10 protein-coding genes are annotated in these 15,243 nt (G+C 35.6%); 2 read left to right on the forward strand and 8 right to left on the reverse strand.

From position 1 onward, the window contains the following. The first annotated feature begins 29 nt into the window (after window positions 1–29). The gene (locus tag prwr041_RS03805; protein WP_237072301.1) at window positions 30–809 is read left to right on the forward strand and encodes an ABC transporter permease; all 780 of its coding nucleotides are present in this window, start codon (window positions 30–32) and stop codon (window positions 807–809) included. A gap of 308 nt (window positions 810–1,117) precedes the next feature. On the opposite strand, the gene prwr041_RS03810 is transcribed toward prwr041_RS03805, so the two are convergent. The 3 genes from prwr041_RS03810 to prwr041_RS03820 all read right to left on the reverse strand — a co-directional run bounded on the left by prwr041_RS03810 (window position 1,118) and on the right by prwr041_RS03820 (window position 6,355). Next, a complete protein-coding gene (locus tag prwr041_RS03810) occupies window positions 1,118–1,771 on the reverse strand; it encodes an FKBP-type peptidyl-prolyl cis-trans isomerase (protein ID WP_207155040.1) in 654 nt (217 codons plus the stop codon). A 371-nt stretch (window positions 1,772–2,142) separates the two neighbouring features. Continuing rightward, window positions 2,143–3,045, reverse strand: coding sequence for a PhzF family isomerase (locus tag prwr041_RS03815; RefSeq protein ID WP_207155041.1), 903 nt, complete (start codon window positions 3,043–3,045; stop codon window positions 2,143–2,145). A gap of 514 nt (window positions 3,046–3,559) precedes the next feature. Continuing rightward, window positions 3,560–6,355: an outer membrane beta-barrel family protein gene (locus tag prwr041_RS03820; protein WP_237072302.1), complete on the reverse strand. Its 2,796-nt coding sequence runs from the start codon at window positions 6,353–6,355 to the stop codon at window positions 3,560–3,562. Window positions 6,356–8,161: 1,806 nt separating this feature from the next. On the opposite strand from prwr041_RS03820, the gene prwr041_RS03825 reads away from it, so the two are divergent. Beyond that, a complete protein-coding gene (locus prwr041_RS03825; protein ID WP_207155574.1) occupies window positions 8,162–9,304 on the forward strand; it encodes an AAA family ATPase in 1,143 nt (380 codons plus the stop codon). Window positions 9,305–9,445: 141 nt separating this feature from the next. Here the strand turns inward: prwr041_RS03825 and prwr041_RS03830 are convergent, their stop codons facing one another. From prwr041_RS03830 to prwr041_RS03850, 5 genes are all read right to left on the reverse strand, one after another. Next, a complete protein-coding gene (locus prwr041_RS03830; protein ID WP_207155042.1) occupies window positions 9,446–9,736 on the reverse strand; it encodes a winged helix-turn-helix domain-containing protein in 291 nt (96 codons plus the stop codon). After that, window positions 9,730–10,350, reverse strand: coding sequence for a hypothetical protein (locus tag prwr041_RS03835; RefSeq protein WP_207155043.1), 621 nt, complete (start codon window positions 10,348–10,350; stop codon window positions 9,730–9,732). The genes prwr041_RS03830 and prwr041_RS03835 overlap by 7 nt, the downstream gene beginning before the upstream one ends. 85 nt (window positions 10,351–10,435) lie before the next feature. Further along, the gene (locus prwr041_RS03840; protein WP_207155044.1) at window positions 10,436–12,586 is read right to left on the reverse strand and encodes an outer membrane beta-barrel protein; all 2,151 of its coding nucleotides are present in this window, start codon (window positions 12,584–12,586) and stop codon (window positions 10,436–10,438) included. Window positions 12,587–12,590: 4 nt separating this feature from the next. Beyond that, on the reverse strand, window positions 12,591–12,980 hold the full coding sequence (locus prwr041_RS03845; protein WP_207155045.1) for a DUF2141 domain-containing protein: 390 nt from the start codon (window positions 12,978–12,980) through the stop codon (window positions 12,591–12,593). 208 nt (window positions 12,981–13,188) lie between these two features. After that, window positions 13,189–15,141, reverse strand: a complete 1,953-nt coding sequence (locus prwr041_RS03850) for a KUP/HAK/KT family potassium transporter (protein WP_207155046.1) — start codon at window positions 15,139–15,141, stop codon at window positions 13,189–13,191. Between the last annotated feature and the right edge of the window lie 102 nt (window positions 15,142–15,243).

Here is a 15,243-nt window from a genome sequence, read left to right on the forward strand (position 1 = left end):
CCATCTTAAATAGAAACTTATTGAAACTTGTGCGCGATAGAATGCGCCTGTTTATGAATCTGTTCATGTCTGTTATCATGCTTTTTGTCTTTTCATTTGTAATGAAGAGCACTGCTGTAGGCATTGCCAACCCTATGAATTATTTGATTGCGGGTATCATCATCATGACCGTTTTCCAAATTGCTTTGAATAATTCAATGAACATCCTCGATGATATCTCAAGCGGTTTCATGAAAGAAATTCTGGTAGCACCCATCTCGCGGTGGCAGATAGCCATTGGGCATATGTTATCGTCTACCGTAATATCTGTTATTCAGGGACTTATTATCGTAATCATCGGTCTGTTTATGGGATTAGACCTCGATGCGGTCCACGGACTCGATATGGTTCTCATTATGATTTTAGCCGGACTCACATTCAGTGCTTTGGGATTATATCTGGCAACAATTACACGTGAATCGAGCAATTTTCAGCTATTGGTCACTATCATATCATTCCCCCTCACGTTCTTGTCTGGAGCCTACATTCCGACATTTGCATTACCCAAATTTATGCTTCCCATCGTCCTACTAAATCCCTTGACATACACCACAGCTCTGTTTCGAGAAGTTACATTGAAGATGGATCATTTATCGGTAGCAGAACAGGTAAAAAATGGTATAGCGTTTCAAGTGGGCAGTTTCACCATCATGCCGTGGATGAGCTTTGTTATAATTATGATTATTTGCATTATCTTCCTGATGCTAAGCGTAAAGCAATTTTCCAAAGCCGATTTTTCAAGAATCAAAATATTCAAGCACGGGCATTAATCATTCAAAATTATATTCTACCGCAAAGTCTGAATCAAAGAATCCATGCATTAATCTACAAAGGACTATCAATATCCAACTCTCCTTGTTTTAATGCATAGACAACAATAAAGCCATCGTTCTGTAGCAGAACGATGGCTTCTCTTCATTTGTCCCTGTAATACTATTTAAAATGAGTTTGAAGAATTAGATACACTGTATTAATTTTAAACTTCACCTTTTATTTTCGTTATTCTTATAGGATTACTAAATTATAAAAGCAGTAAAAAATCAGATAATCTCTTTTCTTTTACAGCTTTATATCTATTCTATTCCCATTTAGGTATTCTATTTCCTGAATGGTAAATACCAACCAAAGATACATCAAAAATTAATGTACTATAAGCAGGTACTAATGGAGATGAATTATTAACTGTTCCATACCCATATTGGTAAGGCACATATACAATCCAACGATCACCGAGATGCATCTGTTGAAGTGCTGTTGAAAGTCCATCTATCTGCTTTGAATTAACGGTATTAGTACCTGAAGGTATTATTCCATTCGCAGATAACAGAAAAGGCAATGATGTTGTAACATCCAATTTATCATCAAAAGATTCCCAAAAAGGATATCCTTTAGAATATGTAGTTGAAGGTAGTATCCTACCTTGTATGTGGACTCTTACTGAATCTGTATATATCGGACAAGTAGAGGCATTGCCTGTTTTTAAAATATTCACGACAATGTTATTTTCTTTTGCTGTACTGTAATTATCTTCTAAAGACCATTCTCTAATAATTTTCCAGTCTTTGGAACCATTGTTTATTGCAGAATCTGCATAAATATATATATCAGTGAAGTATTTTTCATTCTTATCCTTCCAATTAGAAAATTCATTTAATTCATCATCTGTTTCAGAACAAGAAACTAAGAATAACGGTAACAGAGCTACAAACTTTAATAAAGACCTTTTCTTCATACTTTTAATAAATTTAGATTCAACCATTTATTCTATAGACGGTAATATTATAAAAAGCCCCTATCCGAGATTTATAATATATCCTAACTGTCCTGTTAAGAAATTATCCGAACCAAATAGACTCGCTTAGTCATTATCTGGTATCTATTTCTTGGTAACAGTTTGGTTAAATAATTTATGAAAAGGGTTCTTTGTTAGAAACAATCCCACGTTCTTTAAAATAGTGTCTAACAATTATCATCGAATGCAATGGCTGAGTTCATAGCACGTCAGTATCAACCGGAACTAACTTTTGTTAGAAGTACAAAGCTTCAATTTCATACTTTCACCGTTATTGACTATATGCAGTATTGTGCGTATGTGGCTTATTATCATATTTCTATTTCTGTCTTAAATATTACCACAGCGTCACCTTTTATTTGAATCACCTTTGGTAAGTCATTTTCAATTTTAACTCTCACATTAACAACACCAAGTTTATCTATTTGCTCCCCTTGTCTACCATTAAATTCAAAAACGTTCTCTTTATAGTCCACGATCTTATTTTGTATCAAGTAGCCACCTAATGGTCCATTTGCATTGCCAGTTACGGGGTCTTCTGATATTCCAATCGCAGGAGCAAACATTCTACCATAAGTCAGAATATCTCTTTTATCAGAGTCAAATGTAAAAACAAAATATCCATTACAATTAATAGTCTTACTCAAAATTGCCAAGTCATTCAAATTTAAGGCTAAATCATTGAGTTTCTCTCGGCTCTTAATTCCAATCATAACCTTTGAGTGTCCAGTTGAAGCTATCTGAATCGGACATTTATTATCCAAATCCGATTTCTCTAATCCTAAAGCTGTTAACAGTTTTTGTGTTGTTTCAGAATCAAATGTAGGACTTAGCTCAAATTTTCCCTGAGTCATAATAACTTGATAATCTTCATCTTTCTTTATTATCTCAAATGGAAGAATGCCGATTTTAGTTCTCATCCTTAAAACACAGGAATCCAAATTTTCTTCCAATGCTTTAGCATACATCGCTGCAATTGTGGCATGTCCACAGGTAGGTACTTCAGTCTTAGGGGTAAAGTATCTTATTACTCCATCGCAATCATCACTGTCAGATGAGAAAAGAAATGCCGTCTCAGAATTATTTAATTCTCTTGCAACTAATTGCATTTCGTTATCACTTAATCCGTCGGCATTCACAACTACACCTGCTGGATTTCCTTTAAATTTTTCTTTAGTGAAAGAATCAATTTGATATGTTATCAGTTTTTTCATTATTGCTTACGCTTAATTCCACACCACTTTAGGTTGTTTTTAAAGATACATGAGCTACAATAAGTTGCTCACGATTTTGTCGTGTCAGATTTTCACTTACTTTAGTGGTGCAAAAAAACAGTTAAAATCCAAATGACATGACAAAAATAGCAATTAAATAAGAAAAACGAACACCATTCGGTGGTATTTTTTCAATAATGAGCACATTTCATACACATCCGATATCAGCAAGACATCATTGGAATATTGCGTAGCTCCCTAACACGCTTCATTGAGTATGGGGATGCTGCTGATTTTAGGTTATACTAAAAATAATAATTGAAGTTTTAGAATAAAGAAAACTGATAATCCTTTATAAAAAAACAGATACTAGTTTCCTATATCACACACTTGGTATAAGAGGACAATCATGTTCCAAAGCAAGCAATAATAAGAACTATAACATCGCACTTTTCCTTTTTATTATTGAGTTCATCTATAGAGTATGACTGTGTTTGTTAGTTTACAAACATTATTACTTTTTGGGATTAATGCTAAATCGCCAAGCAAGTGAAAGCATGACATAACGAGGAATACTATTGTGCCAAATTTCTGTTCGGCCCTGCGCATTCATGGCGTATTGCGTGCTTGAAAGCTCATGTAGCAAATCAAAGCCTTGCAACTTAGCCAGTAGTTTACCTTTGACGAAACTGCGGGTGAGCTGGGCATTCCATACCCAGTCTGTAGTATTCATCTCAGCTTGCTGATATCCTCTGCGTGCAAACATGGTCATATCAGTAGATATCTGGAAGTTCCAAGGAAGTGATAATGTGGTATTAAGTCCCATGCTGTAATCGCCTGCATGAATATTACTGAATCCCTCACGTTGACTATTGATAAGATAGTAGTTGCCACCACCATGAAGTGTGAACTCATAGTTGTCGTTGGCATGAAAAATCAACTTACTTTCGCCGCCCATCTTCCAATTGTTTACGATGCTGCGTTGACTCGTTGTGAGTCCGCTTACTGTAGCAAGATCTACATTGTGGTAGTAATTAATCCATAGCTGATTATCAGTGGTAAACTTCTGGGCATTATCTAAGGTGCGCGTGTAACCCATTCCTCCATTGGCATCCCAATTGCCGTTAACGCTCATAGGACGGAGGGTAGAGATACCAGTAGTTTTATCGTACGTAAGTTGGTAGGCAGTGCTGTTGTCGGTTTTATGCCATGCAGTCCATAGGCTAAACGCCCGTTGGTGTGGTCCGTGAAATGTAGAATTGACCTCTAGACTATATCGGTGGATATCCTTTAGATCGGAGTTGCCTTCTTTGATATAAAGCGGTTCGCTATCGTCGCGATAGTTGGTCATGGCTGTAAGGTCGGGAAGGTCAGACTGCGATTCTGCTGTTAGGCTCCATTCGGTTTTGTTGCCCTGATGATAAATATAGAGAGAAGGTTCGAAAAATACACTCTTGCGCATTACATCGTGACGCCCCATACGCTCATAATAGAGGTTAGCGTTGACTATGCGTATCGGCATTTTCACTTGTACATCCGCATTGAGGAGCTTACACTTAAGATCTTTATAATTGAGGCTGAACTCATGTTGGTTGCGGTATTCGTGGTAACGGTAACTGTTTTCACCGTCAAGGGAACCGGCTAGCGCATTCACTGCTGATGGCAATATATCAAATCTGCTGCTGTCTCTGCCAGCCAGTTTGTCTAATCGATAAAACAGATTAGAAGCCTTGTCGTAAGAATAGGTATAAATATATTCGGGCATGATAGACTTTTCACGGAGCATAAAGGTATAGGAAGTACTGCCAAAGAGCTTTAGATGCTGATTGGGAGCGTTGGTATATGGATTGCGATAGTCTCTAGATGGAGTGCCTTGCAGGTATTGTATATCTTGCATGGCAAATGATTTTTGGGTTTTGCGGTTGTATTCAGCCGATAGACTTAGACGCCACATGTCGGTAACAAATACTCGTAGTCCGTTTTCGGATTTCGCTTTGAAGTTGAATTCACTCGATTCAATACTGTTTTCTGTAAGTAAACGGTTGACGACAGAAGTAGAATCGAGTGTTTCCGTGTTCATATTTCCTCTACCATTGGTGTGCTGATAGGAGAGGTTGAGGTAGTCGGAAGTGAAGAAGCCGTCCTGTGTCAGATGTAATTGTGTATTGCTTTTCCATAGATCTCTGCTTTCCAAGTCCTTGGCATAGCTATTCTTGTAGGCGTCGCCACCAGGTAGAAAGGTCTGTGCGTTTTGCTTTGTTACATTGTCAGATGAAGTATGCGTATAGGTTATGTCACTGCTTAGCCAATCCGTACCTTTGATGAAGTAAAGATAGGAGAGTCCTGCAGTTTTAGTTGCCAATAGTCCGTCGGGCATATCCTGTGGTTTCCATTCGCCATTAAGTTCGGCGCGCTGGTTGTCGTTGAGGTTATTGATGTTGACAAAAGCTCCGATTCTCTCTTTATTAGAGAATTTCATACCAAAGCCCCGCACTTGATAACGATCTTTTGTACCCATTCCGGTTTCTAAATTACTCATGTATCCAGTGGCATATTCACGTTTTAATCTTACGTCCATCACATAACTTTGATCACCCATGTTATGCCCCATCATCACTGAGGCGGCACCTGCTTTATTAAACACCTTTATCTTATTGACGGTGTAAGCAGGAAGATTCTCTAAAGCGAGTTTCGGATTGCCAGAAAAAAACTCATGACCGTTGACAAGAAGGCTCTCGATATATTTCCCATTAACATAGATTTGTCCATCTTTATTTAGTTTGGCACCGGGCAATTTTGCGATCAATGCATCAAGCATACTACCATTGGCTAAGTTGAAAGCATTGGCATTGTAGACTATCGTGTCGCCCTGCATCACCATTTTCAGCTTAGTAGCTTTAACAAGGACTTCAGGAAGTTCGTGGAAAACCTTCATCATGCGAATGAGTTTGGCAAAGATCGCAGACTGACGATTACTTCGTAGCTCACAATCAGTATAGGCATCACTGTAATTCTCCATCACAGCCTTAATGATGTATCGTCCCTTCTGGTTAATCTTTTCAAAATAATAACTTCCTATTTTACCACCTGTAAAGGGGTTATCTTCAAGTTCAGCGGTAGTCGTGTCTATCACTACGCTATCCGCAGTCATCAGTATAATTTTTGGGGTGAGCCCATCTCCGCTGATATTGTCCACCACATGTCCCTGTATGGTATGGTCGTAGTCGCGCCCCATGGCTTGTAAATAACCAATGACAACCAATAAAAACGTAAGAAAAACACGAGTATGTAGAGATTTGAATTTAGGCATATTGATTAGATTAAAATTGGATAGAGATGTTTTGGGATTAGTGAGTTGTCAATGACACTAATAACCCAACAACCGCCATTTAAAAAGCACTTGCAAAAATGTGAACTGATAAAGTCAGCCCTTCCTAATATCATACCCGATTTCTTGTTCAGCTTCATTAGTTGTTAATTTACAATGTTCTTCGTGTATTTTATTATCATACAAAATAAACTAATATAATGATAAATTCAAAATATAAGACATTCTATTTCTTTTTTATTTCAAATAATTAACATATCAAAGAGCTACATATACAATCAAAAAGCCCTAACAGAAACATTTTCGTGACCTCAGAGAAATGGTCACTAACGTTGATTCACTGTAATTTAGATGATTCACTATATAATATTTCTTTTGCAAGCATATATGATAATAATAACTATAACGCATATTTTGACGTGTTTGAAGGAGAAGAAAAAATAATATCATATCAAATTAATTTGTCTCATCAAACGCAGTGCTCGCTCTCCTATCATTTTTTATATTTTTAGCTACGGTAGCTACGGCATCTCTCACATACCCCATAAACAGAGGGATTGACGATACGTAGCTTGCAGGATTTAGCTACGGCTAGCTACGTTCTAGCTACGGCAACTTGTATTTTTTAAAGGATGAAATGTATTCTACAAGTAAATTTGTCAAAGAATCGCTGGCGGCATATGAGGAACTAAGGATGTGAGCAAGAACTATGCAAACGAAAACAGAATCATCAAGCTTGTTTTAAGATTCTACTGAATTCCACTGAATTCTCTGCAAAGATACTGCAAAATTTTTGTCCATGCAATCAGATTTAGGTTAGCCTGTTAGCCAAAGTTTTAATTACTAGAAATGTTACACATCGTAATACACGCACGCATATGCACACACTGTGAATTTTTCAGCAAAAAAGATGTCGAAGTGTCTATCCATTGAACATCAACTTGTTAGAAATATTTTCGAGTAGAATAACGTGATGACTATTCGTCGATAAAAAAAAGGTGACAATTTCCCATATATTACATTGCACTTTGCGAAGGAATTTGGTGCGTTTTTCGATGTTTTGCAGTGCGTTTCTTCGTAAAACGCAGTGCGTTTTACGAAGAAATAGGAGGTAAAACATCGTAGAAACGTTTGCGTTTCTATGTGGAAAGAGTTGCGTTTCTATATAGAAACGCATGGGAAAATCAATATTTGACCGTCTGATCTCCATCACTTTATTTAGTCAAATTCGTAGATAAAATACTGATATTCATTAACTTGACATTTCGACGCTTATATTTTGCAAAACCCTATGTGCGCGCGTACTTGCACGTACATTATATAAGCAGAAATAGATAACGTAGCTAAACCGTAGCTTACCGTAGCTAAATTCTACAAGTTAGGTATCTTGAGCCCCTCTGTTTATGCGCTATGCAAGAGATGGCGTAGCTAACGTAGCTAAAAAACATAAAAACATAGGGGGAAGCCCTCAAAACCTACAAAATTGAAATCGTCACCGAGAAATCTAAGCTATAAATAATACGCCACACAAAGTGTTAATCATTATCTATGGATACGAGTATAACTGTTTGTAAAGCGCAATATAGTTAAAAATTACACAGAAAAAGAAGTTTTTTTTCTTTTACTATGCATTTTTTTACTATCATAGCCTCATCAAGTTGAATGGTTATTGATAACGTAACTACATCATTAAAAGACACCACATTTGTATTTTATCACTTTTTGATAATCATTTTTTGATAATTACAATAAAAGTACTATATTTGCGGAATCAAACAAGAAACTATGATGTTGAACAACCCTTTTATAACAAATGGATATGCTGGTCCTGAATATTTCTGTGATCGTAAAGATGAAACAAGAAAAATTACAGACCTGTTAGTCAATGAGAATAATCTTGCCCTTATGTCTCCTCGACGTATTGGTAAGACTGAACTTATAAATCATTGTTTCAACCAACCTGAGATAAAACAAGACTACTATACTTTTATCATCGACATCTATTCAACATCTTCTGTTTCAGACCTAGTTAATGTATTTGGTAAAAGTATTATAGACGGACTACGTTCAAAGGGTAAGAAAGTCTGGGAAAAATTAATCCAGACATTAGCATCTTTGCGCTCTGAAATTTCATTTGATATCAATGGTCTTCCCGTATGGAGTGTTGGGGTTGGAGCTATAACAAATCCAGAAGTTACTTTAGATGAGATATTCACCTATCTACAACAAGCAGATAAGCCTTGCCTTGTAGCAATAGACGAGTTCCAACAGATAACATACTATGGCGATAATAGAATCGAGGCGCTTTTGCGCACATATATACAAAGATGTACAAATGCACATTTCATATTTTCAGGCTCACACCGCCACCTAATGGGAGAGATATTTGTATCACCATCACGACCTTTTTATCAGAGCGTTACACTAATGAACTTAAAAACACTAACTGTTGAGAAATACAGCGAATTCGCATCTGAGAAATTTGAAGAACGCAACAAACATCTAGAAGTAGAAATAATAAAAGAACTATTCAATAGATTTGAAGGCGTCACTTCCTACATACAACGTGTAATGAATGTACTGTTTCTTAAAACTCCTCAAAACGGTACATGCTCAAAAGGTATGCTTGATGATGCAATAAACTATATCTTAGATATGTCATCAGACACCTACGAAACCATATTGCGACAAATGGCAGAAAAGCAACGTAACACAATCCTTGCTATAGCCGCTGAAGGCAAAGCCAGAAATGTTACAGGCGGAATTTTTGCAAAGAAACATCACCTGCCATCACCTAGTTCAGTAAATTCTGCGGTTAAAGGATTATTAGAAAAAGACTTCATCACTGAAAATGATGGTGCATATTCTGTGTATGATCAGTTTTTCAGCCTATGGATAAAGAAATATGTTTTAGGCAATACAACTGATTAAGAAATATTTCGTAACTATATCTTTAAAAAATTTAGGCTATGAGAAATATTTTTTATCAATGGATGATTTCTTATAACCTACTAATAATGGAATAGAATGTCTTCTAGCTTGAACTTCTTTCGTAATGCAAGAGAAAAAACACTATTTCTTCACGTTTAGATATACCTTTAAGGCTTCCACATAATCCTCAAAAGCCTTCTTTCCCTTGCTAGTCATACGACATAAAGTGCGAGTTTTCTTTCCTTCGATAACTCTTTTTGTTGAGACATATCCAGCAGCAGATAATTTATCCAGTTGCACACTTAGGTTGCCGGCTGTTGATTCTGTCTTATTTCGCAGATATACAAAGTCGGCTTCATCCAATGACATTAGGATAGATACAACAGCAAGTCGTAGTTGGGAGTGTAGTAATGGATCTAATTCCCTTAACATGCTTTTTTCTCCTTTCTTTTAAGTATGTGTCCAGGTATTACCATCATTATTATAAATGATAAACCAAAGATAAGATGCCAAGATATAGTTGGAAAAATATTCAAATATATGGCTGTTAGCATGTATAGCCCCAAACCTATTCCTACAAATGGCAGATAGGCTATCCACTTATTCTGAATGATTATCCCCGTTATTGTTACGCCTATACCAACATAAATAGCAGATAATGGCATCATTAAATCCAGAGCATTGTATCGTCCATAGATAAAGCTGATACAAAGAATAACAGCAAATGTTACAATAAACATATAACCCATAGCATACCAGACATGATCAATAACTTTGTTGATATACGTCATTACTGTTGGATGCTTGCGATGATTCAATATTTCCATAAATATCCAAAACACAAACATTAGTAACCAAAGCAGTCCACAACTTTTCCACTCAGTAAACTGAAACACAGAATATATAACAATAGACAATGCCGCAGTGAAGTAGCCCCAATAGATGAAATGGTTACCACTACCGATTTCCATATATTCCTTTGTAGATTGTATCATTTGAGAAATAAGTTCTAAACTCTCTTTCTCGTTTATTTTCTTTTCTTCCATTATCTTATATTTATTTGCAAAATTATAAAAAGTTCTGTAAAATAGTTCTTCAGGCTATCTTTTTATTAGATATTATTGTAAATAATCATCGTTTATTTGACATTCTTGCACGATCATCGGTGGAACTATTTTCCACTCTGCGTACCTTTATTTTATTACCTCTATTAAAATTATAAGCTAACGATAAACTTATTAGCCTACCTGTCGACCCCATGAAATGTCTGCTTTGAAGTGAGTATTCACTAAGTTCTGATTGATATCTGGCAGATTCGTTTAGAATATTATCTATTCCTGCGGTCAACAATATTTTATCTTTGGCAATTGTCTTTTTTAGTTTTACGTTTATGCTATTACTTGTTTTTATCGAACTATTACCAGAGTATAAGCGATTGTGCATAGTATACTCTACTTCAGCATAGTATTTATTAGGTAGATTAAAGTTTGCAACACAGTTAAAAAATACAAGGTTGTGATTGCTATAACTATCTTTTGCTGTCATTTGTATACATTGCCTTACCACCGTTAAGTTTGTATTCAAATCAATTAACTTTCCTAATTGAAAAGGAGCATTTATGTTTACAAACCAATGATTCTCATGGTTGTGATTCTCGAAAGTTACATAAGAAACATTATTATCTTTCGGATCTTGTTTTGTAAATTCCCTTATTAAGTCAGTATATAACTCACATCCTAATGTTAGTGTATATTTATAATTATGTATCAGTGTTGCACTTACTCTGTTTATATATGAAGGCTTAAGATCTGGATTACCTATCTGATATGAATATTGCGACAACTCTATACGGTTTGGGTTAAGTGCATCAAAAGCAGGTCGTTCTATTTGTCTTGCATATCTCATAGAAATCATCCATCTTTTCATTTCGTCAAAGGAATATCCAAGAACAAGATGAGGGTATATATTAGAATAGTCTTTCTTCATATTAACATTATGATTTGTTGTCTTAGCGTTTTCCGCTCTTATTCCTGCGATGAGTTGCCATTGTTTAATCTCTGTATTGACTTCTGCATAAGCAGCATATATATACTCTTTATACTTTGAAGAGTAATTATATGCTAACACATCGTTCCATTTACTATCAACAAGCGATTGGTAACAATTGTCATTGTTCATTTGCGTCGTCGTAAACTTTATTCCTGTAAGTAATGCTGTCCGCTCTGTTAATACTTTCTTGTAAGAAATATCAGTGGATGCGATGTTGTATGTCGAAGAAAGATTACTTCTGTAAGTAGAGTCTCGGTTGTTCCATAAAAATAAAAGATTATATAAATTTTTATTTACGGATTTCTTATTAACATAATCAACCATTACTTTTAGCAAAGAACCTTTGTTGTCAAATTTTCTTTGATAATTTACTGAACCAGAAAGAATGTTGAATTTCATTCTTTGGGAATATTGTGCATCGCTATTTTGTATATTATCATTATATGTCAGATAAGAATTACTAGTTGTATTCATATCTGTATAATCATGAAAATATCCTACTTCAGCACCTATTGTTCTTAATGAATCAATCTCATAAAATGCACCTGCACATATATTCTGATTATTAGCGGGTGTATTTATATCACCAATACTTGAATAATTGTTTTTATTGTCTCTATAAAAACGTGTTGCCAATATAGAACCTCTGTCATGTGTGGTCCACGAACCAGAACCAAATGTATAAAAGTCCCATTTGTGTTGATGCATATTAAAAGAATATGAAGGACGCATTGCAAAGCTTTTATCTGAAGCCATTCCTTTCATGGCTATGTTACCTTGATAATCATCTGTGAATTTACGTCTGAGTTTAATCTTAATGATTCCGCCCTTTGCGTCTGCATCATAACTTGCTCCTGCAACTGGTAAAACCTCAATACTCGCTATATCCTTGGAACTTAGACTACGGATATAAGATATGAGATTATCTCCTGTGAGTCTGATTTCTCGATCATTAATAAATACTTTTGTACCACTGCAACCATTAATCGTTATGTCTTTGCCATTCAACGCTATACTTGGAGTCTGTCGAAAGAGCTCTTCGCCATTTTTATTATCATTGATAGAGATGATTTTAATTATTTTATCTGCTTTACTTATTATCTTCTGTGATTTAACAACAACTTCCTTAAGTTGTATCGGTTCGTTGTTGAACTTTGTCATTTTCGTAGAATCTTTTTGTGCATTGCAAGGTAATGTACAAATAACGAGTCCAATTAATAGATGATTTTTCATAATTTTATTGTTTTATTGTTAACGGATAGAATAGTTTTAATTTTATATCTTCGTGAATTGAAGTATCAGAGTTACTAACTGTAATTGTTTTCAAAACAAATCCTTCTGTAGGAATACCTTTTTCGTCCTTATCAATAGTATAGTTGCCATTCTCATCATGAAAAGCAGATAGCTTGTATGTACCATTTTCTATATCTTTGAAAACGAAATTACATGAGTCATTTGTAATCTCTTTCATCTTCTGAAATGTAGCATCTTTACCAACAGATTTAATCATAATAAGTACTTTTCCTTTGTTGTTACGTATACCATTTATTGAAATAGTAAGGTCGGCAGCATTAGTAAAACACGATACTCCTACGAATACCAAAACTGATAAAATAAATCTTTTCATGTCTGTAGTCTTTATAATTAAACGATATAAAACGGTTTATATAGTAAACCATATATGATAAAAAGAAAGGCGAACTATCGCCAAACTGTTATATCACAACGCAAATATAAACAGGTTTATAATATAAACCAAATAATAATAAATAATTTAGTCTTATTTAACTATAACGGAAAATATACTATACTCTAAAATAGTAAGGATCGAAACATTATTCTTCAATCCTTACTATTTTTTGTTGACAGTTGCGGTTTATTATAAGCGGAACATTCTCTACAACAACATTACTGGTATCCAAGCCCAACCAATGCTGCTCAGGAATTGCCATGTGACGAGCGAGAGCATATAGGTTCATAACGAACTGCTCAAATGCACTCACACTACTTGCTGGATAGAAAATACGATGAATGACTACAAAACAGAAGTCACCAAGTATGCCATGCTTACGCAATGACGGATATCCACTAGCAATGCTTACCTCCTGACGCTTGGTCATGTCATTTATTATCTGACGTAGGAACTGACTAACAAACGGTTGGACACGGAAGCCTATCTTAATACGGATATTAAAAACAGTATCCTCAAGCAATGTATCTACTGTATATTCCAACGTCTGAGGTTCGTCAACCATATCAAGATGTATCAACCAATAATGGTCGGCACGCTTAGGTTGCTTCCGCAATATGGAATATATTAGTTTATCCTCAACTTCATCTTCCTTTTGTGCCCAGTTAATAAACACTAGGTTAGAGGCATATTTAGCAATGGTCGTATCCGCTTTCAAATCCTTTATTATAGGTAAGTAATCCTTTATCTTAACAAGTTTCAGATTACGCTGACGAGTCTTATAAGCCTTATACCATACCATCATTATAACGAAGAAGAAACTAGCTATGAGAATAGTAAACCAACCTCCACGCATGAATTTGGCTACATTTGCCAAAAGGAAGCAACTCTCTATTGCCATGAATACCACCAAAAAAGGTATGGCAAATATCCTCGTTACATTTCCATGCCACAGATATACACCGAGAAGGATTGTTGTCATCAACATAGTTATCGTTATAGACAATCCATAAGCTGCCTCCATATTATCTGAAGTCTGGAACAATAGCAACGTGAATACACAGAAACAAAAAAGGAAATTGTTTACCAACGGTATATATATCTGCCCCTTAACATTCGTTGGGTGCTTAATCTTTAGACGTGGCCAGAAGTTTAGATTTATAGCCTCACTGAAGATGGTATAACAGCCACTTATAAGAGCCTGACTAGCTATGACAGCCGCCATAGTAGCCATTACTATTGAAAAGACAAGAAAATCTTTTGGTATGATCGCATAAAAAGGATTTATTGTATTCATGTTATGACCTATCATACTTATAGCCCAAGCACCTTGACCAAGATAATTGAGTATGAGCATCGCTTTAACATATATCCAACTAATGCGGATATTCTTGCGACCACAATGTCCAAGATCTGAATAAAGAGCCTCAGCTCCAGTAGTACAAAGGAACACTGCACCAAGAATAAGACTAGTCTCTGGATATGCCACTAAAACATGAATAGCATAATATGGATTAAAAGCTTTGAATATTGCTAAGTCATAATGAATATTCATTGAACCGACAATACCCAACATCAAGAACCAAAAAAACATTATTGGACCGAAAGAACGGCCGATAACACTTGTACCAAAGCGCTGTATCAAGAACAAAACAGAGATGATACCAATACAAATCGGCAGCACAGGTGTTGACGGATTGATAACCTCCAATCCCTCTATGGCAGATGTAACGGTAATAGCTGGCGTGATAATACCATCGGCAACAAGCGTAGCTGCACCGATAATGGCTACAACATAAAGACTTTTCCAACGGTATTTATGCAAAAGAGCATAAAGAGCCAAGATGCCTCCCTCTCCATGGTTGTCGGCACGAAGCGCAACAACAACATACTTTAGTGTAGTCTGGAGTGTTAAGGTCCAAATAATGCAAGAAACAGCACCTATAATGAAATTGGCATCGTAAGCAGGATTCGCCCTTATAATGGTTTTCATTACATAAAGTGGGGACGTTCCTATATCACCGAATACAATACCGAGAGTTACAAGTAGTCCCATCATTGTAAAGCGACTACTCAAACTGCTTTTACTATTATCCATATTAATATCAAAATTATGGCGCAAAGATAAGCTAATTCCCAACAAGTAAAAACTAACTGCAGTTAAATTTTCAATTTCAAAACATATATTAACACAAAACTG

It is taken from the genome of Prevotella herbatica (assembly GCF_017347605.1).
Lineage (GTDB): Bacteria > Bacteroidota > Bacteroidia > Bacteroidales > Bacteroidaceae > Prevotella > Prevotella herbatica.

What these genes read in the sequence shown, in the direction of transcription:
- prwr041_RS03810 (WP_207155040.1), bottom strand. Translation starts at nt 1,771, where the DNA reads ATGAAGAAAAGGTCTTTATTAAAGTTTGTAGCTCTGTTACCGTTATTC.
- prwr041_RS03815 (WP_207155041.1), bottom strand. Translation starts at nt 3,045, where the DNA reads ATGAAAAAACTGATAACATATCAAATTGATTCTTTCACTAAAGAAAAA.
- prwr041_RS03820 (WP_237072302.1), bottom strand. Translation starts at nt 6,355, where the DNA reads ATGCCTAAATTCAAATCTCTACATACTCGTGTTTTTCTTACGTTTTTA.
- prwr041_RS03825 (WP_207155574.1), top strand. Translation starts at nt 8,162, where the DNA reads ATGTTGAACAACCCTTTTATAACAAATGGATATGCTGGTCCTGAATAT.
- prwr041_RS03830 (WP_207155042.1), bottom strand. Translation starts at nt 9,736, where the DNA reads ATGTTAAGGGAATTAGATCCATTACTACACTCCCAACTACGACTTGCT.
- prwr041_RS03835 (WP_207155043.1), bottom strand. Translation starts at nt 10,350, where the DNA reads ATGGAAGAAAAGAAAATAAACGAGAAAGAGAGTTTAGAACTTATTTCT.
- prwr041_RS03840 (WP_207155044.1), bottom strand. Translation starts at nt 12,586, where the DNA reads ATGAAAAATCATCTATTAATTGGACTCGTTATTTGTACATTACCTTGC.
- prwr041_RS03845 (WP_207155045.1), bottom strand. Translation starts at nt 12,980, where the DNA reads ATGAAAAGATTTATTTTATCAGTTTTGGTATTCGTAGGAGTATCGTGT.
- prwr041_RS03850 (WP_207155046.1), bottom strand. Translation starts at nt 15,141, where the DNA reads ATGGATAATAGTAAAAGCAGTTTGAGTAGTCGCTTTACAATGATGGGA.